Annotated in this window: 19 protein-coding genes; 8 read left to right on the plus strand and 11 right to left on the minus strand. The window is 46.7% G+C overall.

All coding sequences use genetic code 11. The annotated features are described in order from the left end of the window. Together nagB and nagA are read left to right on the plus strand one after the other, a co-directional pair. A complete protein-coding gene (nagB, locus tag NSS94_RS19300; RefSeq protein WP_340956678.1) occupies positions 1–729 on the plus strand; it encodes a glucosamine-6-phosphate deaminase in 729 nt (242 codons plus the stop codon). Next, complete coding sequence (gene nagA / locus NSS94_RS19305) at positions 726–1,946, plus strand: N-acetylglucosamine-6-phosphate deacetylase (protein WP_081317555.1); 1,221 nt, start codon at positions 726–728, stop codon at positions 1,944–1,946. Before nagB ends, nagA begins: the two co-directional genes overlap by 4 nt. A 104-nt stretch (positions 1,947–2,050) precedes the next feature. On the opposite strand, the gene NSS94_RS19310 is transcribed toward nagA, so the two are convergent. Continuing rightward, on the minus strand, positions 2,051–3,064 hold the full coding sequence (locus tag NSS94_RS19310; RefSeq protein ID WP_039272635.1) for a YhcN/YlaJ family sporulation lipoprotein: 1,014 nt from the start codon (positions 3,062–3,064) through the stop codon (positions 2,051–2,053). A 194-nt stretch (positions 3,065–3,258) separates the two neighbouring features. Between NSS94_RS19310 and NSS94_RS19315 the strand changes: the two genes are divergently transcribed. Next, positions 3,259–4,836, plus strand: a complete 1,578-nt coding sequence (locus NSS94_RS19315) for an esterase/lipase family protein (protein WP_341039943.1) — start codon at positions 3,259–3,261, stop codon at positions 4,834–4,836. A 73-nt stretch (positions 4,837–4,909) separates the two neighbouring features. Here NSS94_RS19315 and NSS94_RS19320 read toward each other — a convergent pair whose 3' ends face one another. Genes NSS94_RS19320 through NSS94_RS19330 form a run of 3 tightly spaced genes read right to left on the minus strand, consistent with a single transcriptional unit; the run spans position 4,910 to position 6,165 of the window. Beyond that, positions 4,910–5,569 (minus strand): hypothetical protein, encoded by a 660-nt coding sequence (locus tag NSS94_RS19320; RefSeq protein ID WP_340933027.1) that lies wholly within the window; start codon positions 5,567–5,569, stop codon positions 4,910–4,912. A 54-nt stretch (positions 5,570–5,623) separates the two neighbouring features. Next, on the minus strand, positions 5,624–5,866 hold the full coding sequence (locus NSS94_RS26270) for a helix-turn-helix domain-containing protein (RefSeq protein ID WP_080658658.1): 243 nt from the start codon (positions 5,864–5,866) through the stop codon (positions 5,624–5,626). Then, entirely contained in the window at positions 5,809–6,165 is a 357-nt protein-coding gene (locus NSS94_RS19330) for a hypothetical protein (RefSeq protein ID WP_029518319.1), read from the minus strand. The genes NSS94_RS26270 and NSS94_RS19330 overlap by 58 nt, the downstream gene beginning before the upstream one ends. Positions 6,166–6,357: 192 nt before the next feature. Here NSS94_RS19330 and NSS94_RS19335 point away from each other — a divergent pair, with 192 nt between their 5' ends. Continuing rightward, positions 6,358–6,555 (plus strand): YvrJ family protein, encoded by a 198-nt coding sequence (locus tag NSS94_RS19335; RefSeq protein ID WP_230585117.1) that lies wholly within the window; start codon positions 6,358–6,360, stop codon positions 6,553–6,555. A gap of 75 nt (positions 6,556–6,630) precedes the next feature. On the opposite strand, the gene NSS94_RS19340 is transcribed toward NSS94_RS19335, so the two are convergent. From NSS94_RS19340 to NSS94_RS19355, 4 genes are read right to left on the minus strand one after another with little or no spacing between them, the layout of a single operon-like run. Beyond that, the gene (locus NSS94_RS19340; protein WP_341039944.1) at positions 6,631–7,569 is read right to left on the minus strand and encodes a DUF4340 domain-containing protein; all 939 of its coding nucleotides are present in this window, start codon (positions 7,567–7,569) and stop codon (positions 6,631–6,633) included. Then, entirely contained in the window at positions 7,566–8,957 is a 1,392-nt protein-coding gene (locus tag NSS94_RS19345) for a GldG family protein (RefSeq protein ID WP_318628031.1), read from the minus strand. Before NSS94_RS19345 ends, NSS94_RS19340 begins: the two co-directional genes overlap by 4 nt. 5 nt (positions 8,958–8,962) lie before the next feature. Then, positions 8,963–9,685 carry an ABC transporter permease gene (locus tag NSS94_RS19350; protein ID WP_341039946.1) on the minus strand — a complete coding sequence of 241 codons (723 nt, stop codon included), beginning with the start codon at positions 9,683–9,685 and terminating at the stop codon, positions 8,963–8,965. Further along, positions 9,682–10,797 carry an ABC transporter ATP-binding protein gene (locus NSS94_RS19355; RefSeq protein WP_341039947.1) on the minus strand — a complete coding sequence of 372 codons (1,116 nt, stop codon included), beginning with the start codon at positions 10,795–10,797 and terminating at the stop codon, positions 9,682–9,684. Before NSS94_RS19355 ends, NSS94_RS19350 begins: the two co-directional genes overlap by 4 nt. A gap of 442 nt (positions 10,798–11,239) precedes the next feature. Between NSS94_RS19355 and NSS94_RS19360 the strand changes: the two genes are divergently transcribed. From NSS94_RS19360 to NSS94_RS19375, 4 genes are all read left to right on the plus strand, one after another. Further along, positions 11,240–12,406, plus strand: coding sequence for an NTTRR-F1 domain (locus tag NSS94_RS19360; RefSeq protein ID WP_341039948.1), 1,167 nt, complete (start codon positions 11,240–11,242; stop codon positions 12,404–12,406). Positions 12,407–12,598: 192 nt separating this feature from the next. Next, positions 12,599–13,690, plus strand: coding sequence for a glycosyltransferase (locus tag NSS94_RS19365; protein ID WP_341039949.1), 1,092 nt, complete (start codon positions 12,599–12,601; stop codon positions 13,688–13,690). A 58-nt stretch (positions 13,691–13,748) separates the two neighbouring features. After that, a complete protein-coding gene (locus NSS94_RS19370; RefSeq protein ID WP_069012658.1) occupies positions 13,749–14,843 on the plus strand; it encodes a tetratricopeptide repeat-containing glycosyltransferase in 1,095 nt (364 codons plus the stop codon). Between the two features lie 51 nt (positions 14,844–14,894). Beyond that, the gene (locus NSS94_RS19375; RefSeq protein WP_029518310.1) at positions 14,895–15,989 is read left to right on the plus strand and encodes a glycosyltransferase family 4 protein; all 1,095 of its coding nucleotides are present in this window, start codon (positions 14,895–14,897) and stop codon (positions 15,987–15,989) included. A gap of 91 nt (positions 15,990–16,080) precedes the next feature. On the opposite strand, the gene NSS94_RS19380 is transcribed toward NSS94_RS19375, so the two are convergent. From NSS94_RS19380 to NSS94_RS19390, 3 genes are read right to left on the minus strand one after another with little or no spacing between them, the layout of a single operon-like run. Next, complete coding sequence (locus NSS94_RS19380; RefSeq protein WP_341039950.1) at positions 16,081–17,934, minus strand: beta-glucoside-specific PTS transporter subunit IIABC; 1,854 nt, start codon at positions 17,932–17,934, stop codon at positions 16,081–16,083. A gap of 5 nt (positions 17,935–17,939) precedes the next feature. Next, on the minus strand, positions 17,940–19,049 hold the full coding sequence (gene eutH, locus NSS94_RS19385; RefSeq protein WP_029518308.1) for an ethanolamine utilization protein EutH: 1,110 nt from the start codon (positions 19,047–19,049) through the stop codon (positions 17,940–17,942). Between the two features lie 11 nt (positions 19,050–19,060). Next, positions 19,061–20,095, minus strand: a complete 1,035-nt coding sequence (locus NSS94_RS19390) for a Gfo/Idh/MocA family protein (protein WP_029518307.1) — start codon at positions 20,093–20,095, stop codon at positions 19,061–19,063. Between the last annotated feature and the right edge of the window lie 18 nt (positions 20,096–20,113).

Consider the following 20,113-nt stretch of genomic DNA (forward strand, 5'->3'; position numbering starts at 1 on the left):
ATGAACATACGCATTTTGAACAGCCGTGAAGACCTGAACGCTACTGCCGCCGCTGTGATCGCTAGCTTGCTGCAATCCAAACCACAGGCCATGCTTGGCCTGGCCACCGGTAGTACGCCGATTGGCATTTACCGACATCTTGCAGATATGTACCGCAAGGGACAGGTCAGTTTTGCACGCGCCTATTCCGTGAATCTTGATGAGTATGTTGGTCTTCCCCCAGAACATCCGCAGAGCTATCGAAGCTTTATGAATGAGCACTTGTTCCAACATATCGATATTCCGATATCCCACACACGTGTCCCTGACGGGAATGCACTGGATCTGGCAGCAGAATGTGCAGCGCACGAGCAGGCTATTCTGGATCATGGCCCCGTGGATCTGCAATTGCTTGGCATTGGTCATAATGGACATATCGGCTTTAACGAACCTGGTCACAGCTTGGCTGGAGCTACACATGTTGTAGATTTAAAAGAAAGTACGCGCTCGGCGAATGCTCGATTTTTTGGCGAAATAGATGCTGTACCCAGGCAAGCAGTTACGATGGGAGTAGGCACGATTCTTAAGGCGAAGCAAATTATACTGGTGGCTTTTGGTGCGGATAAGGCTGACATTATAAAGCAGGCTTTAACTGGACCCGTCACGACAGCGTGTCCGGCTTCCCTGCTGCAATGCCATCCCAACGTACTTATTTTATTAGATCAGGAGGCAGGAGAATGGTTCAATTGAAGTCAGATGAAATGAGTGGTACCGTACCCCAGCTACTGTATGGGCAAGTTGTCGTTGGGAATGACATCATTGAAAAAGGGGTTGTCGTCATTGAGGGGCAATCCATTGTATACGCTGGTTCAGAAGCGAATTTGCCCGCCGATTGGACAGCGTTAGTCTTCGCAAATCAGGAAGAAAGCGCAGCGAAAACCGCCAAAATTGTGCGTTTGGAAGGAGGCTATCTGCTGCCAGGCTTTATTGATATTCATGTTCACGGCGGGAACGGTGAGGACTTTATGGACTCCGATCCGAGGGTGCTGGATACGATCACCTCCTTTCACGGTTCACAAGGTACGACAGCTATGCTGGCTACCACGATGACCGCGCCCAAGGAACAGATTGACCGGGTATTGAGTGAAGTTCACGCATACATGGCACTACCTATGCCCTATGCGCAACTGGAGGGCGTACATTTGGAAGGACCGTTCATCAGTCCGAAGTGGCCGGGAGCGCAAAACCCGGAACATATCGTGCCACCGAATCTCTCATGGGTAGCAGAATGGGAGCAGCGCTACCCGGGCCTTGTTCGCCAGCTCACGCTTGCGCCCGAACGGGAAGGAGCGCTGGAACTGATTGCATGGCTGCGCAGCCATGGCATTACCGCAGCTCTCGGTCATACGGATGCTACGTATGAAGAGGTTGAACAGGCAGCGACGGCAGGGCTGAACCATGCGGTGCATGCGTTTAATGCGATGACTCCGTTGCATCATCGCAAGCCGGGAGCCGCCGGAGCCGTACTTGCTGATCCGCGCATTGAAGCAGAAATCATCGCGGACGGCATTCATGTGCATCCCGCCGCCATTTCCCTGCTCGCTAGGTTAAAACAGGATCATAATCTCATTCTCATCACCGATGCCATGTCTGCTACTGGTCTCGAAGACGGGAAATATACACTCGGCGATTTGCCAGTGATTGTGCAGGGCGATGTAGCACGACTGGAGGATGGCGTCACATTGGCCGGAAGCACACTAACGATGATTGAAGGCTTCCGCTATTTGGTTCAACACGTGGGTATGAGTATTCCTGCGGCATCACAAATGGCCAGCCTGAATCCGGCTCGATCCTTGCACATTGCTGATCGTACAGGTTCCCTTGAAGCAGGTAAACAAGCAGATATCCTGTTACTGGATGGAGACTTAAAGCTGCAAGGCGTATGGATTAAAGGATTGCGCAAATAATTCAATTATAGTTATCATTCTCCCAAAACTAAAGAGCTATCCACCAGCGTATTCGCTGAGATGGATAGCTCTTTCTTTGGCATTGCACAATTATAGGGTTTGAATTAGCGATGATTCATCGGGGCAGGGGTATGATTTTGTGGACGTGTGGGTGCTGTATTATTCATTGGACGGTTTGTATCAGCCGCCGAGGTCGGGAATACACGTTCAATTACATCCATCATACCATTGCTCAAGCCTCTAATCGGATGACCATTTTGCACACTGTGTGTAAAGTCAGTGGCTTGTTTGACAAAGTCCGGGTTAGCGGATACATGTACCTGTTCAATCGAAGGTGCAAATTGCTTCACTTTATTCGCGATACGGCTCTTGACTGCATCACTTGGTTCATATGCAGTTCTTGCTCCCTCGATTGTGGTGTTTCCGTTATCTGTGCGATTGTTGTTGTCCGTTAAGCCACGCAACATACCGTACGATCCTGTACCCATCGTACCAAATAAACCGTCATCACGACGCGCAGGTGTTCCATTCCCGGTAACTCCATTGTCTGTCATTCCAGGCGTTGTAGTATCCGTAGTACGGTTTCCTCTAGTGCCATTAACGCCATTCACACTCGGTACATTCCCGTTACGTCCAGTACTGTTTGCACTTGGAGTACCGTCAATACTTGGAGCACCGACACCTGTTCCGTTGGCTTGGTCTTTCAAGGAAACGGCTACATAGGCATGTCGTTCACCGACCAGCACTGTCGCAGACTTTACATCCGGCATCTCGGATATACGTTTGGACAAATTGCGATCGACTTGCAGATTACGGACTGGATGTCCGGTTCGGTTGCCATTTTCATTCAATGACATCCCGTCCATACCATTCGACTTAACCCCATAACGATTCACACCATCCATACCATTACGGTTCACACCATCCATACCATTACGGTTCACACCATCCAAGCCATAACGATTCACTCCATCCATATGGTGCGTGCTTTGTGCGTTATAGCGGGTAGCGTTCGTGCGGACGTTATGATTCGCAGTCCCACATCCTGTCAAAGTAGCCATGCTTGCAAGTAAAGCAGCAGAAATCGTCAAACTAATGACCTTCTTAGTTCCTGGCATGAACTCATCCTCCATACATATAAAATGTGTGACGAGATTATCATGCGCCATGGATCATGGGGATATCCTGACTAAAAAATGACTAAAAAAATAAAATTTTAATGTAAATATGAAATACAATTGATGATTTACCACAAGATGGCATGTATAATAAGCTTGAAAAATACTTTATTTTACAAAGGAGGATTTTCAATTTGAAAAAGATCACTGTTTTGATGCTCATTTTTTTGTTATCAGTTACTCTTGTACCCGTCGGCGCTTTTGCAGGCTCCACTACACCCCAACCCCCGAAAGATCCCGCCGGAAGCTGGGCAGAAGGCCCACCACCTAATCGCGTTGATCCTACCAAGCCAGCACTTTTGTTCGTACATGGTTTGAACAGTAGTGCTGAAGTCTGGACCAAGAATAATAACGATATGCTTCAGCGTGCACGTGACGCCGGATACCAGACAGCCACCATTAATCTGTACGATACAAATGGCACCTCCCAAGATATGTGGGACAATGGTAAGCTTCTGGCCGACAAAATTAAGGTCATCAGTAATCACTTTGGAAAAAAACTTATCGTTATCGCCCACAGCAAAGGTGGAGTGGATACTCAAACCGCTCTCGTATATAACGGAGCCGCTCCCTATGTACAACGTGTCATCACCCTCAGCAGTCCTCATCATGGCTCACAACTTGCAGATCTCGCCTACAGTAGCTGGGCCGGATGGCTGGCAGATATCGTCGGCTCACAAAATCCTGGTACCTCCACTTTACAAACATCTTATATGAAGTATTTCCGATCCAAGACCGATGCACTCAGTAATGCGACTACAATTCCATTCTTCACGTTTGCTGGTGATAACTGGTCTGGCGGCACTGCTTCCTACATAATGGGCGGACTTTACCTCTCATCCTTTGGTAAGAATGATGGAGTGGTCACAGTCGACAACGCTAAGCTTCCCGGCGGACGTGTAGTTAAAGTCGGATCTTGGGATCATGCCAAGGTTCGTACTGGCTCCTACGTTTTCTCCCTGATCCAACCCTACCTCCAAGCAAACACTCCAGCATTGAATCAGGAAACTGAAGCACTTTCAGCATCTTCCCTGACTGCTTCTGCTGTACAAGCCACCTATAGCGAGATCGACAATTCATACTTTATTCGAGGCAGCGATTATAATGGACAAGCCTCAGAAACCCTGACTGTTGAAAATGGTGTCAAATCCATTGATCTGGACTGGATCAGCGATAAACGTGTGAGTCAGCTGGAACTAACCAAGCCTGACGGTACTAGTGAAATTATTAATCTGAAAGCAGGCTATGATGACGATATTTTTGCTGGTGCCTGGCATCATAACGCCGTCATTCAAAATCCAAAACCGGGCACCTATAAACTGAACGTCACAGTTCCTGATCAAGGAGCGTATCTCCTGATTGCACGTTACCAGGCTGTTCAAGTTCCTGAACTGAAATACAATCTGAATGCAGTGGGTCCGAAGCTAAACCTGAAAACACAGGATTCCCCGGACAGCGTGACACAAGTCACCTACCAAGTTCAATATTATGGTGATCCGCAGCAAGGAGTCACTTCTGCACCTAAAGGTTTGACGGCACAGCAAAAAACGGTTAAACCTAATGGGCAAATTGAGCTATCCAAAGCGGACAAGCCCGGCATCTATTCTGTAACCTATGAAATTAGCGGCACCACAGAGGCAGGTTATCCGTACCGCCGTACAGCTGTTCAATCCATTTATATTGATGCAGACGGCAACAAGTATGTCGACTAAATAAATCTACAGCCTAAAAAGCCTGCGAATCCCTATTAAGTTGGGGCATTTGCAGGCTTTTTTTTCATTGTGTTCAATCTGTTGTCTGATTCCTCAGCTTATGAAGCCAATAGTAGCGGTGTAAATCCATAATAAAATGAAAAAGAACAAATGCCAGCATGGAGTATACACTGATCAATACTGTGGCAACTAATTGTTGTGTAGCAAATCCGAGGGAAACATTCGCTATCAGATAACCAGCCCCAGTAAATGTGGTGATCGTCACTAGAGGCGCTCTCTTGTTTTTTTTCTTAACTTTTGGTTTCTTCTTATGTTTTGAAGGATCTTTGAATTTCGCCAAATTATATTTTATAAAGTAATACAAAGCGACTCCATAAAGGGCAAAAGAACCTATAAAATACCATGAAGTATCCAGACCCAACATGCCATAAGCAAACTTTTGTGTCATGATCATGAAGCCCATAGAACAAATCAAACCAAATACACCACGGAATAAAATGTAATTCAATTGCAATTTGCGTGGCATGATGACCAGTACTAGAGCCCAAATGTTTATCAAAACAATCGGTGGCAACAGTACATACACGTAAACTGCAATGTATGGATTTCCCACTAAGGGGATAACCAGAAACAGATCTAACAGTAATAAAACAAGAATGATGACATTGGAACGAATACTGTTGACTGGGTACATCTTCATACTTTTCTCAAAAGAAGCCCTGTTATCAATCATAAACTTATAAGCCCTCCGTTAAATAAGTAAACCTACGGATAAGGATAGCCAAGGCTATATCCATTGTCCACTTTTCACTGTCTTTAACTCTTGTCGCAGTTCTTCTATAAAATCAGTCACAATGCTTTGGACAGCATCTTCACGGGACATACGAATATATCGACTGGTCTTTTGAATGTCTTCCTCGAACAATTGAAGTATCCTATACATGGCCTCCTGATCTCCACTTTGTACTAATTTTAGCAATTGGACGAACTCAGCATCCGAAATAACTCTTTCAGCATTTTCTTTTTCCATTTATTCACCGCCTGTTGGGATAGCTTTAACTCTTTTGCAATCTGTGCTTCGGTTTTATCTAGTATGTAAAGGTCAAAGATGATCATTTTTCCGATCTCAGAAGATAGAGAGTTGATAAGCTGTAATGTGTACATATGAGAGTTTGAAGATTCTGTAAAAGATGGGGCACTGACGGATTCGTTCTTTTCCATTACAAATTCATGATTGGTTTGTACCCGAGCACGATACTGGATTCTCCAGGCAATGCGGTACAGCTTCTTTCGATATTGTTCTACCAATGTTAGCTGAGACTGATCCATTGTAAATCACCCTTTCTCTTTGGATTTGACTTTTTCTAATCCTCATACTATAGGGTAATTTCCAAACCTATTTTACAACCAAAAACAGAACATTTGTTCTTATTTATTATACTATTTTTACAATCGGTTGTATATGGTTCGTTTAATTTACCTTCCTTTATATATGGCTAAAAAGGAGGGAATACATTGCAAATGGATGATGCTCTTTCTCTGGTTACCAACGTAGGCTTTCCGGCTGGACTTTGTTTTATTTTGTTGCGGCACATCCTGCACACGATGGAGGAAAAGCTGGATAAGCTGGACGTCTCACTTCATGAGCTGATTCAAGTAATCCAAGATTTAAACGACACTAACAACTCTTCTTCCAAAAGCAGCAAACCTGACGAATAACAAACACAAAGAAGCTCCAGACGACGATCATCCGCCGTTGGAGCCTCTTTGTGCAGCTAATTTAATTACTAATGGTTATTTTCCAGCCTGAGCTTGGTCGTGGTCATTCTGTTCAGTACGGTTTACGTCAGATACTGACAGACCATAAGCCCAGTTACTTTGTGGCGGTACAACCCATACGGTATCTGGATCATCTTTAAGCGTCCAGCCCTGATAGACCAGCTGGGAATCATCCTTACCCAGCGATACACTTAGCGTAAAGCGGTGGACAGGCTTGCTCAGCTCAGAGGCTTTGCGCAAGGCCTGACTGCTGGCCAGGTTTTTGATCTGCTGCGAGAGGGAAGTCGCCGTGTCGCTGGCTACTGACTTTCCGTTCAGCGTCCAAGATGTGGAGGCACTGTCTCCGGTCCCGCTGTTACCGGAGGATTTGAGCATCCATGAAGCATTTTGGCCTTCCCACTCTATTCCGCTCAGCTTGGTATCGTCCCAATCGAACGGCGTTGTATCTATAAAATCTTCAGCACCCAGCAATAACCCTGAAAGAGTATCTATAGGTACAGAAGCTATCTCTTTTTTGTCTGATAATACATAAACAGCATCTCCGGAAGGCAACGTTTCACCGAAAGCAAAGGTACGAACGTCACCCTGCTTGGTCTTAATCTCAATCTGATCATGGGTAGCGGAGATCCCATATTTGGCTACGTCTGTAGGGGAAGATTCCACCACTTCACCCAACTTTACATTTTGAATCGCCGCTAGCCAATGGTCTATTGTATATTGGTTTAGCGGGTAAGTCCGTGGCTTGCTCATACTCCATTGGCCATCATGTTGTTCTAGTTCCACCGACTTGCCGTCCTTTCCAGTGATTGCGAAAGACGTAATATTCTCTTGCGTAAGCTGAATCAGCTGACGAGCAGCCGGCGCTTGTTCATGAAAAAAGTTTTGGCTCTTTGCATAGATTATACCCGCTCCCAATACAACTAACAGCAGCACTGTGGGTATCCATTTTCTCATGCTCTTCTTCGCCTCCACCATAATAAGATTCCGATGACCGCGAACAGCAACGGCAATCCGATGACAGATATGGTCAATATCGTTTTCGCTTGTGCAGGAGTCAAGTAAGCTACCTTATAATCCTGCTCCTGACGAGGACGAATAGTGAGCCCATCAGAATGCTCCTGCACATAATTCAGACTGTTCAGCACAAAGTCTCGATTGCCTCCTGTGCCGATCTCAGTGTCGCTTAAGAGGGCAGACGTTCCGAGAATAACGGCTTTGGGCTTGCCGTCTTTCCCTTCTACCGCATAACCGAGATCCAGCGGCCCCTGCGGGTCCTTGTCATCCTTCTGTGTTTCGTTGTTCAGCAGACCTTGGATATTCGTTTCACCATAGCTAGCTCCAGAAGATTTCATCAAAAGCGTCGACTTCCAATCCTTCTGCTCTCCTGCCTGCAAAGCAATAGACAATGAAAGAACAGGGTACAGATTGGAAGCCGCCAACTTATCGGTGATCGCATGACTGCCGAAGGTAGGAACCGTCCATAGCGGTCCAAGTGTATTCGTCTGTTCTTGATCCACCACGATGGCATGAGTGTCCTTCACTCCATAATCAGCCGCTAATGCATCAAGGTTTTTCCAATCGGACCCCATGTTCGGGTGAAAGCCTAGTGCCATAAAAAGCTTTCCGCCACCATTCAGATACGTACGAATACTCTTCAGTTCTGTTGCACTGATATCACGTTCTGGTCCAACAATAGCCAATACAGACGCATCTTTGGGTACACTACCCGCCTGATTGAGCTGAACTTCCTCTGTTTTCACATTATCTTGTGACAGTGAGCTACTTAATTCAGTCATTTGGGACAATGGGATTTCCTCATGTCCAGTTAGAAAGGCCACTTTTCCTTGACGGGTAGATGATAATCCCAACAATCCACTCGTCAGCTTTTCTTCCCCCGTAAATTGGTATGCCCCTTCACCACTCCCCTGAGCTTGCGTAAATAGACTCCCAATATCTATAACCCGTTTCTTCTCCCCCTGCACCAACACAATAGACGCTGCAGTAACACCATATTGCTTGGCCAGTATCGGTTCCTGATTCAGATCGTATTGCTCGACCTTGAGCTTGCTGTTACGCTTGGCGTATTCATTCAGCATATCCGTAACATCCCGGTTCAGCTTCTGATTTTGCGAGGTGGATACGGTAAAGGCAATCAATCGTACGTCTTCCTTTACATCCTGGATGGTCGTCAACGTTTGGTCAGACAGCGTATACTGCTTCCCTGCCGTCAGATCCAGTTGAAAGCCACCCAGCGAACGCAGAAATAACGTCAATAAAATAAAAATCCCTACAGCAGCAATCGATAGTACCACACTATTGGTATGACCCAGCCATTTTTTCATATTCATTACCTCCACCGTTTCCGTTTAACCACTTGGATGCTGAATAGCAAAAAGAGTACCGCCACCGTCACGTAGTACATCACATCGGCTCCATTCAGCAATCCTTTGGTGAAACTGTCAAACCGTGCGGTTAGTGAAAAAGGTTCCAGCCATTGCTGTACCGCCGCAGATGCACCCGTCTGTCCACCAAACGAATCCAGCATCCAGAACACAAGTAAAATAATAAAACTGACGACCGCTGACATCATCTGATGCTGTGAAAGCGTCGAAGCGAATAAGCCGATCGCCATCATGGCTGCGCCAAGCATAAACAGACCGATCACAGATGTTAATACCAGCGTCCAATCCAGCGACCCATAAAAGGACATCACGACCGGATACGCTAGACTGCACAGCACTAATATGAGCAACATGCCCAACGACGCTAAAAATTTACCCACGATCATTTCCGTCACACTCACAGGTGAGGTAAGCAGCAGTTCATCCGTACCTTGCCTGAATTCCTCCGCAACCAGCCTCATCGTGAGCAATGGGACGACGAACACCAGCATGGACAAGGTGTCACCGAGTACCAGCCGATAGTCCAGAATGCTTGGCTGATACATAACAAAATTGGTATAAAAAAGTAACCCCGTCAGCAGCATGTACACTGCAAGCGCAAAATAGGTCGTTGGTGTCCACAGATAGGCTTGCAGCTCTTTTTGACAAACCGCGAACAAACGCCTCATGACCGATTACCTCCTGTATCCTTATCTTCTTCGGCCTTATCGTCCCCGGACGCAGCATCTCCATGCTCCACCGTGATAGCCGTAGGGGCTGCATTCTTCGAGGAATGTAGGTCTTGTACTGCTGGATCGTCGACCTGACCTTCTTCCGTCTCGCGTGTCGTTAACTGCTGGAAGATATTTTCCAAGCTAAGGCTTTCTTTTTTCATCTCCAAAATCGGAAGCTTCGCATCAGACAGCACATAAAATAGTTCTTCGCGAAAATCCTCACCGGAGGCTCCTGTGAGTAGCAATCCAGTCATATCTGACTCTGCGGCACTTAGCTCCGTGTTCGCTGAAGGCAGCGTGGTCGCCATAGATTCAACCTCTACTTTTCCCCAAGTACGAAGGACATCCATCACCTGCTCACGCTTGCCTTTAACCTCTACCTTCACCTTGAATCCATCTTCCATCGAACCGCCGAGCGTGTCAGGGCGCCCATCCATGACCAGTTTCCCTTCATGAATGATGAGAACACGATTGCATAACGCATCCACCTCAGGCAATATATGTGTGCTAAGCAATACCGTATGATTTTCGCCAATCTCCTGAATGAGCTGACGAATCTCCAAAATCTGATTGGGGTCCAAACCCGAGGTCGGTTCATCGAGCACCAGTAAATCCGGGTTATGAATAATCGCACCTGCCAGTCCCAAGCGCTGTTTATACCCTTTGGACAAACTGCGGACTAATTGTTTTTCCCGCCCATTCAGTCCTAGCCTGGAAATCATCTCCGAAATACGCAGCTTCTGCTCTCTCGCAGGCACGTCACGAATACTAGCTACAAACTTCAAATAGGATCTTACGGACATATCCTCATACAAAGGGGGCGTCTCCGGCAGATAACCGATTTTGGAACGGGCCAGTCTACCCTTATCCTGAATCGGGATACCATCAATCGTAACCACTCCCTCGTTGGGTTGAAGATACCCTGTAATCATGCGCATCGTCGTCGTTTTACCCGCACCATTCGGCCCCAGGAAACCAACAATTTCACCGCGCTGCATTTCAAAATCAAGCTTATGTACACCCCGGTTGCCCTCATACCACTTGCTCACCTGCTGTACTTTGAGCACATGTTCCACCCTTTCCTTTATCGTATTGACAAATCATATCGAACTACACACACATATCAAAAAAACTCCATAGCGATAGATTTGGACGACCAAATCAATCTTTGGGCGAGCGCTCTCATCCTACTACTCTCCCACCTAAAATGTTGCATGAGTAGCGGGTAGCAGTGGAGCGGAGGGTTTGGAGCTGGAGAAGCACCAGCGATCGGAAGCCCAAAGCCTTCGCGAAACGGTCTCTCCTCGCCTCATGCTACACTTTTAAACTCTAATGATACCCCCCCACATATAACTCCAGCTTAACGTCACTTAAATAGAAGCTTAAAATAATGTGTCTAAAATGTGAACACGGAAATGCGCATCTGCCCTCGTAAACTTGTACGGTTCGCCACGGCGTGGATTCGCATCTACTATCATTACAACGTGTGAAGGGAGTGTATAAAAAACGATGACCGTACTATTTACCAATCTAGTTAATAACGGCGACTTCGAGACTGGATCTACCCTTTTTTGGAACGCTGCAAATGTGACCGTCACTAACTTATCCGTAAAAAAGACAAACTTTTATAGTGCGATCCTGACAGGAGGCGCAGTAGATGCATCTCTTTCCCAGGTCGTTTTTGCTGCACCAGGCGAAAGCTATACATTAAGCCTCTCAGCTGCAAAAATAGGAAGCCTGTCCAGTCCTCAAGTTAACATTTTTCTGTATTACTATGACGCAACCTTTAGCTTCCTTAGCACGGGGCTGACTACCTATTTGAGCGCAGGCACATTGCCAGACGCTGTGAACGGAACATGGCAAAGCCTGTATGAAGTAACAGCTCCTGTTCCAGCCAACGCAGCCTTTGCCTTTTTGGTTATTAGTAAAAATGCCTTGGCTAACACTGCTGATGTAGCCATTGATTCTATTGCTCTTGTTAAAGCAAGTGCAGCTGGAGCTGTGGGCCCAGCCGGACCTGCCGGGCCTACGGGTGCTACAGGGCCTGCGGGTGCCACAGGCGCTACAGGCGTTAGCGGACCTGCCGGACCTACGGGTGACACTGGTGTTACCGGACCTGTTGGGCCTACGGGTGCCACGGGTGACACTGGTGTTACCGGACCTGTTGGGCCTACGGGCGCCACGGGCGACACCGGTGTTACCGGACCTGTTGGGCCTACGGGTGCCACGGGCGATACAGGTGCTACTGGACCTGTCGGACCTACAGGCGCCACGGGTGATACAGGTGCTACTGGACCTGTCGGACCTACAGGCGCCACGGGTGACACTGGTGTTACCGGACCTGTCGGGCCTACGGGTGCCACGGGTGATACAGGTGCTACTGGACCTGTCGGACCTACAGGCGCCACGGGTGACACAGGTGTTACCGGACCTGTCGGGTCTACGGGTGCCACTGGCTTTACCGGACCTGCTGGACCTATCGGGCCTGTCGGACCTATTGGCGACACAGGCGCTACGGGACCCGCTGGACCAACAGGGCCGACTGGACCTACCGGACCGTTTGGCCTTGGATTTACTGGCCCGATTGGACCAACAGGAGACACTGGTCCACAAGGACCGATTGGACCTACCGGACCTACGGGGCCGACTGGACCTACAGGGCCTACCGGACTCTAACGTTCTTTTTTCTACCACATTATATTTAAGCGACGTACCATACCTTATCGACAAAGCCGCACAGCCCGTTTAGGCTTTGTCATCCTTGCCCTGCCGCGATTGCGGCAGGGCTTCTATAATCAGACCTCTTGATAAATAAAGCTTTATGTTCGACCTGAATCCTTAGAAGGTTCCCAAAGGAGTGGTACTCAATTGATCAGTATCAGCCTGTGCATGATCGTCAAAAATGACCAAAATACTATTGGCAGTTGCCTGGAATCGATCCATCCTATTGTGGATGAAATCAACATCGTGGACACGGGTTCACAGGATCAGACCATTGACATATGTCGCAACTTTACAGATCGAATTTTTCCATTTGAATGGGTAGATCATTTTGCCCTTGCACGTAACTATTCGTTTGAACAAGCTACGCAGGAATACATTCTCTGGCTGGATGCCGATGATATTTTGAAGGAACAGGACGCCGTCAAGCTGCTTGAGCTGAAGCAAACCCTTGATTCCTCAGCCACACCAATCGTGGATTCCGTGTCTATGAATTATCATTATGCCTTTGATGATCATGGCAATGTCACCCTACATTTTCGTCGAAACCGCTTAGTTAGAAGGTCAGCCGGGTTCCGTTGGCACGGAGCCGTGCATGAGTACCTCGCCGTAAACGGGAATATTCAACATGCCGATATCGCCATAACTCACACTAGAACACACACGGTCTCTCCAGGACGAAACCTGCGAATCTATGAGAAATTGCTCGCCCAAGGTCATGCCTTCTCTCCTCGTGACCTCTACTATTACGCTAACGAGTTAAGAGACAATAAAAGATATGAGCAGGCTGTGCAGGTTTACCAGGATTTTCTGTATACTGGACAATGCTGGGCAGAGGACGCGATTAGTGCATGTAGCAAAATGGCTGATTGTCTACAACAGCTTGGCAAGCTGGAGCAAAGCATTACGGCGGCTCTCCATAGTTTGACCTTCGATACGCCCAGGGCTGATCTGTGCTGTCGGATGGGTCATTATTTTTTGCATAAAAATGAGATCTCCAAAGCTATTTACTGGTACGACATGGCTACCACTCTGAATCCTCCCGACACGATGGGCCCGGTACAAGACGCGTACCAAACGTGGTTTCCTCATATCCAGCTATGCATTTGCCATTTTCGGATGAAGGATTACACACGTGCGAATTGGCACAACGAGCAAGCTGCCATTTACATTCCCAACGACCCGTACGTCCTGCATAATCGACAGTTCTTCAGCCCAATCCTGAATCCTCCCCAATAAAAATGTCCCACACACTCACCCCTTAATCTTTAAGTAAGTCAAAGGAGGAGCAAGCGGAATGCAACAATCGAATCGGTACAAAATAGCTGTCTATGCCATTAGCAAAAATGAAGCCCGATTCGCCAAACGCTGGATGCACACCATGCGTGAAGCCGATGTTGTCATTGTAGCGGACACCGGCTCTACAGACGATACTGTTTCCCTGCTACACGAAGCGGGTGCAGAGGTGCATCGTATAGAGGTAACTCCTTGGCGTTTTGACAAAGCTCGCAATGAGTCCCTACGGCTGGTCCCTGATGATATAGATATTTGTGTCTGTACGGATCTGGACGAAGTCTGGGAGGAGGGTTGGCGGTCGCGGCTGGAACGCAACTGGAAGGAAGGAACTACCCGGATGCTATATGCCTTTACACATGGACAGCCTGGGCAAGATACCGTTTATACATGGTTCTGGAAAGAAAAAATACACACTCGTCACGGGTACCGCTGGGTACGCCCAGTTCACGAGGTGCTTGAATATATCGGAGAGGGTAAAGAACGCAACATCCGATCAGACCAGCTCCGCTTGTATCATGATCCCGATCCGCACAAGTCCCGCAGCCAATACCTTCCACTGCTGGAGCAGTCTGTGCGCGAGTTTCCCGAGGATGACCGCAACATGCATTACTTGGGGCGGGAATATATGTATCATGGCCGTTGGGACGAGTGCATTGCTACGCTGCAACAACATCTTGCCATGCCGCAGGCACGCTGGGCAGATGAACGCAGTGCTTCGATGCGCTTTATTTCTAGAGCCTATAAAGCAAGTGAACAATGGCAAGAGGCAACACGTTGGTTATACCGGGCTATTGCGGAAGCACCGTATTTACGTGAACCTTACACGGAAATGGCTCAGCTGGCCTATCATACGCGGAACTGGCCCGCCGTCTATCATATGGTTGAAGAAGCGCTGCAAATTTCTACACGACCGGATACGTACATGCAAGAGGATTTTTGCTGGGACGCCACGCTGTATGATCTTGGTGCCCTCGCTTGCTACGAGTTAGGCCTTTTACACAAAGCATGTGAATTTGCGAAAGAAGCAACAGAACGCTCCCCGGAAGATTCTCGCCTCAGTCATAATTATGCGCTAATTCAATCCAGGCTTCCATAGAAACCCACACCCCGTCCTGTTGGTTGAATAACTTGGTATTAGAGCTTGTGGTTGGCAAAGGAGGTTATTGAGATCAAAGTTCTATTTACTTTTTATATACCCAGCGGCGGCGTAGAAACCTTGAACCGCCAGCGTTGTAAAGCGCTCATTCAGGACGGGATCGAATGTCATCTTCTCTATTATCAGCAGGGTACAGGGATGCAAAACCTGCACGGCGATATTCCAGTGTTCACGACTTCCTCTGAAGAAGAAATTCGAAAGCTGGTGGAGACTCATCGCTACGATGCAATTATCGTCTCTTCGGACTACCCTATGCTCCCCAGATTGCGAATGTTGGGCTATCAGGGGATATTGATCTATGAATCGCAGGGCTTTGGCCCTCACGAAGAAGCGGCTTGGGTTGTTGCAGATGCAGTTCCGTATCTTCAAAATTACGCCGATGCAGTGCTCCTACCAGATACGACTCATTTAGTGAATCTTTTCTCCACCATGTGTCCATGGCTTAATCGCTATGTGTTTCCAAACGTGCTGGATACCAGCGTATTTAATTATGTACCTAACACTCCTCCAACTAATCCGGTTATTGCCTGGGTTGGACGGCTAGAGCCCAACAAGAACTGGAGGCATTTTGTCGATATTTCTTACTGGATGCTGCAAAACCGTGCGGATCTTCGAATCTGGATGTTTTATGATGAAACATTGTCACAGCCGGAGGATAAAATACAATTCGAAAAAATGCTTACTCAGCTTGGCATGTCCTCCATTATCGAGCGTTTTAAAAGCGTACCTCATGCCAATATGCCCCTGTATTACTCCATGATTGGCGACTCAGGCGGCTACTTGCTATCGACCTCATTGGTGGAGGGATTCGGCTATGCAGTTGCTGAGGCGATGGCCTGTCGTTGCCCGGTATTAAGCTCTGATTCAGACGGAGTACGAGCATTCATTGACCACAACGAAACCGGTAAATTTTATCAGCAGGGGGACATCTTGCAGGCGATACTGCAAGGACTAGACCTGATGAACAACGTACCTCAACGCGAATCTATCCGCAAGAAAGGACTGGCGCGAATCGTTAACCTGTTGGCACCGGATAAATATGTGCGTTCCTTCAGACAGATGATGAACACGCTAGGTGTGAGGTAATTAAAAAAAAAGCTGACGACAACCCTTTTTATATACGGGGCATCGTCAGCTTTATCTTGCCTTTTTTATTATTGAATATTGGAATTGGAATCTATCTAATCTTTAGTAAGCGGTCTCCTGCATGAATATCCTTGGAATCTTCAACTAAAATATCCGTGTACACGGCTGTATTGGTTACAATGACGGATGTGGTAATATCATATCCGTCATCCTCTATAGCTTTGGGATCGAATTCAACCAGCTTGTCCCCTTTATGAATCGTATCTCCTTCAGACACAAAGGAAGTGAAATGTTTTCCCTTCAAGCTGACCGTATTAATTCCAATGTGAATGAGCAGTTCAACTCCATCCTCAGAGATCAGTCCAATCGCATGTTTTGTTTTGAAAACGGTAACAACAGTTCCGTTAAAAGGTGCGTAAGCTACTCCTTCTCGGGGGATAATTGCGGCTCCCTGACCCATCGCACCACTGGAGAAAGCTTCATCTTTCACTGTGGTTAAAGGAATCAATTGACCATGTAGAGGACTGAATATCGTTTTTTCTTCTTCTTTGTTTTCATCTGCAACCTTAATTTCAGACGCAGATTGTGCATTTTTATAACCGATAAGATAGGTCAGAATAAATGCGACTACAAAAGCTACAACCAAAGATATAATAAAGCCGATGAAGCCTGCATCCATGCCTTTTGGATTAATGAATAGAGGTATACCAAAAATACCGCCTGAGGCAAATCCATATGCCGTTGAGCCGAGTAAGCCTGCTGCAGCTCCTCCTATACCTCCAGCAATCGAGGCTAAAATAAACGGTTTTTTGGTGGGGAGCGTAACCCCGTAAATAGCTGGTTCAGTAACCCCCATCAAACCCGCAATTGTGGCAGAAGTGGCGATGGGTTTTAATTTAGGGTCCCGTGATTTCAAAGCAATGGCAAAAGCTGCACCTGTTTGGGCAAACGTAGTACAGAACAACATACCGTTAATCGGATCAAACCCGTTCGTAACTACATTATTCAAGAGAATTGGAATAAACGCCCAATGGAGACCAAAGATAATAATAGCCTGCCAGAATCCGGCCAGAACGAGACCAGCTACAGCCGGACTTAACTGGTAAATCCACATAGAGCCTTTGGCTAACCCATCGCTGATAATAGTTGCGATCGGTCCGACAACCAGAAAAACAATCGGTGATATGATGACCAAGGTCAGAAAAGGAACAATGAACATTTTAATGGAAGCAGGTGCAAACTTGCTTATCATTTTTTCGACCTTAGCTGCCAAGAACGCCCCAATAATGATAGGTATAACAGAAGAAGTATAATTAATTAGAACGACAGGTATGGTCAAAAAGGACAGCGCCGTTTTATCCGTAAAGGCCGAAGTAATGGTCGGATACACCAAGGCGGCCCCCAAAACAGCGGACAGGTACGGGTTTCCTCCAAACTTTTTACCTGCTGAAAACCCTAGAATAACCGGAAAGAAATAAAACATAGCGTCCGCTGTCGCATATAAAATTTTATACGTGCCCATCTGATCCGTCATCCAGCCCAGGGATGTGCATAAGGCCAATAGTCCTTTTAGAATCCCCACAGCAGCGAGCACACCCACAACGGGCATGAACACACCTGAAATGACATCGACAAATCGACTGAATAGGCTCGCTTTTACATTTTTTTGATCGTCTTCAACCATCTGATCTCCATGCTTTACTCCCATGGTGTCCAAAAGAGCTTCGTATACTTTGGGAACCTCATTCCCGATGACCACCTGAAATTGGCCACCACTTTCTACAACGGTAATGACACCGTCAATCTGCTTGATCTTTTCTTTATCTGGCAATTGATTATCCTTCAGTTTGAATCTCAATCGAGTGACACAGTGAATGACACTGTTCACATTTTCATTTCCGCCCACGGCTCTCAACACTTCTTTGGCTGTTTTTTTATGATCCATCATGTTCACTCCTTCTTGGATGCGCTTTCTATTTTTCTATTCGTAGTAGCTGGATGTGCAATAACTGCGACAATTACGGCACTAATCCCGCCTGTAAGTTTTCCCACGATCATGGCAATCACCATATTCTTGTCCATTCCAGCTACAAAGCCAAGATGTCCTCCGAGAACGAAAGATCCACTGACAGCAAAGGCAATACTGATCACTTTTCCTCTGGGCTCCATCTCTTTAACTAAAGTGAAGGTAGGAATATTATGAGCAAGACTAGCCACAAGACCCGCAGTAGCCGATGGATCTATGTTTAGCAAACGTCCTGCCCGTTGAAGCGGATTTTTAAATATTTTTGTAATCCAAGCAACCAACGGAAACGCACCAGCCAATACAATAGCAATCGTTCCAACCGTTTGCACACCGACAGACAACGGAGCCATATTGGGAATAATCACAAATCCAGTTAAGGTTTCGACCCCAATCGCTGCCAAACCGACAAGGGATAGAAGCCTAATGCCGTTACCAAACCACTTGAACCATCGGATCGTATACTCCGTAAATAGACGTAAACCCAGCATAATGATTATTGAAAGAAGCATGGGAATGATCAGATTTTTTAAAATCATAATCACGTCAAATCCGGCGATCATTCCCCCTATGAAACAGCCAACGGGAATGGTACTAATACCGATCAAGATACCTTTTGCAAAATATGGATGATCCCCTTTTTCCAAAATGCCGAGGGCAACCGGAATCGTAAATACGAGCGTTGGGCCAAACATGGTCCCTAGAAAAACCCATGAAAACACGCCCGCTTGCTGGCTGTGCGCCATTTCTGCCGCAAGTGCGTATCCCCCCATATCTACCGCCAATATCGTATTAGCAAAGGATGCCGGATCGGCACCCATTGCCACATATAACGGTGAAACAATGGGGATCAACCACGCGGCCAGTACAGGGGCCAAGGAAACAATCCCTATCATGACCAGAGCAAGAGAGCCCATGGTCATAAACCCATTGTTGAAGGCTTGTCCCAAACCCCAGCGATTTCCCAAACATTGATCCAATGCACCCAACACTAAAAAAAGAGCGATAACATACATCACAATATCGTTAATGGACATCCTGTTGCCTCTTAATACACATGAACTTTATGATTTTCTGCGCTGTCATAGGTGTCGAATACAAGCTGAAGGGTCTTGATATTGTCGTGACCACTCGTTTGAAATTCTTTTCCCGTGTTGAGGCAATCTATAAAATGAGCCTGTAGCTTTTTATGGCTTTCCTCATAGTTTAATTCAGTCTTTTCAACCAATACTTTTTCGACTCCCTGATTATTAATGAGACATAATTTACCTGTGTTGTACAGTTTTAGGGTAGCCTCATCGCCTTCAATCACCAGTTGTTCTTTATGATCGGGAAGAACCTGTTCCGACAGCTGCCCATCCAGTTCCCTGCGAGTCGCCCAGCTCATGTCCATAAGACCGAAATAATGTTCATAACCTAACATGATAATGCCCGTGTCTTCTCCTTGTGTGTATGGACTGACCCGCTTGGTTTCCGCATACAAACGCCGAGGTTCACCGAATAAGAAACGCCAAGTATCCAGCCAATGAACTCCCATTTCATAAAACAAAAGCTTGGGCATATCTCTGAAAAATGGCTGCGGCAGCTCTTTTTCCGGAGCAAACCTCGGTGAATAAAAATCGGTATGCGTATAACGTATAACATTCATATTTCCAACGATATTCTCTGCCAGCAATTTTTTTATAATTTGAAAAGGTTCAAGCCAACGCCAATTTTCTGTCACCATAAGTCTGACTCCTGCTGCTTCAGCAATACTTACTATCTGCTCAGCTTCCTCAACAGAACGGGCAAAAGGTTTTTGGCACATAATATGTTTTCCGGCTGCGGCCGCCAGTCGAACCAGTTCCAGATGTGTCTCAGGAGGTGTAATGATGTCCACGACATCAATATCCGCTTCGCTTAGCATCTCCTCCAGGCTGGTATAACAATATTCAGTAGGGACATGGAATTGATCTGCTTTTTCAAAAAGTAAGCCTTTATTTCGATCACAAAATCCTTTGATTTCTGCATCCGAGATAAACTGCCATGCTTTGATATGTTTCTCCGACCAATATCCCGTTCCAATAACGCCGATTTTCCACATGTTGCTTCACTCCATCCA

Source organism: Paenibacillus sp. FSL L8-0644 (assembly GCF_038008165.1).
Taxonomy (GTDB): domain Bacteria; phylum Bacillota; class Bacilli; order Paenibacillales; family Paenibacillaceae; genus Paenibacillus; species Paenibacillus polymyxa_D.

Bases quoted from the DNA above. Each gene is read 5' to 3' on its own strand.
- nagB (WP_340956678.1), top strand. From the start codon at position 1: ATGAACATACGCATTTTGAACAGCCGTGAAGACCTGAACGCTACTGCC.
- NSS94_RS19310 (WP_039272635.1), bottom strand. From the start codon at position 3,064: ATGCCAGGAACTAAGAAGGTCATTAGTTTGACGATTTCTGCTGCTTTA.
- NSS94_RS19320 (WP_340933027.1), bottom strand. From the start codon at position 5,569: ATGATTGATAACAGGGCTTCTTTTGAGAAAAGTATGAAGATGTACCCA.
- NSS94_RS26270 (WP_080658658.1), bottom strand. From the start codon at position 5,866: ATGGAAAAAGAAAATGCTGAAAGAGTTATTTCGGATGCTGAGTTCGTC.
- NSS94_RS19330 (WP_029518319.1), bottom strand. From the start codon at position 6,165: ATGGATCAGTCTCAGCTAACATTGGTAGAACAATATCGAAAGAAGCTG.
- NSS94_RS19335 (WP_230585117.1), top strand. From the start codon at position 6,358: ATGGATGATGCTCTTTCTCTGGTTACCAACGTAGGCTTTCCGGCTGGA.
- NSS94_RS19340 (WP_341039944.1), bottom strand. From the start codon at position 7,569: ATGAGAAAATGGATACCCACAGTGCTGCTGTTAGTTGTATTGGGAGCG.
- NSS94_RS19345 (WP_318628031.1), bottom strand. From the start codon at position 8,957: ATGAAAAAATGGCTGGGTCATACCAATAGTGTGGTACTATCGATTGCT.
- NSS94_RS19350 (WP_341039946.1), bottom strand. From the start codon at position 9,685: ATGAGGCGTTTGTTCGCGGTTTGTCAAAAAGAGCTGCAAGCCTATCTG.
- NSS94_RS19360 (WP_341039948.1), top strand. From the start codon at position 11,240: ATGACCGTACTATTTACCAATCTAGTTAATAACGGCGACTTCGAGACT.
- NSS94_RS19370 (WP_069012658.1), top strand. From the start codon at position 13,749: ATGCAACAATCGAATCGGTACAAAATAGCTGTCTATGCCATTAGCAAA.
- NSS94_RS19380 (WP_341039950.1), bottom strand. From the start codon at position 17,934: ATGGATCATAAAAAAACAGCCAAAGAAGTGTTGAGAGCCGTGGGCGGA.
- eutH (WP_029518308.1), bottom strand. From the start codon at position 19,049: ATGTCCATTAACGATATTGTGATGTATGTTATCGCTCTTTTTTTAGTG.
- NSS94_RS19390 (WP_029518307.1), bottom strand. From the start codon at position 20,095: ATGTGGAAAATCGGCGTTATTGGAACGGGATATTGGTCGGAGAAACAT.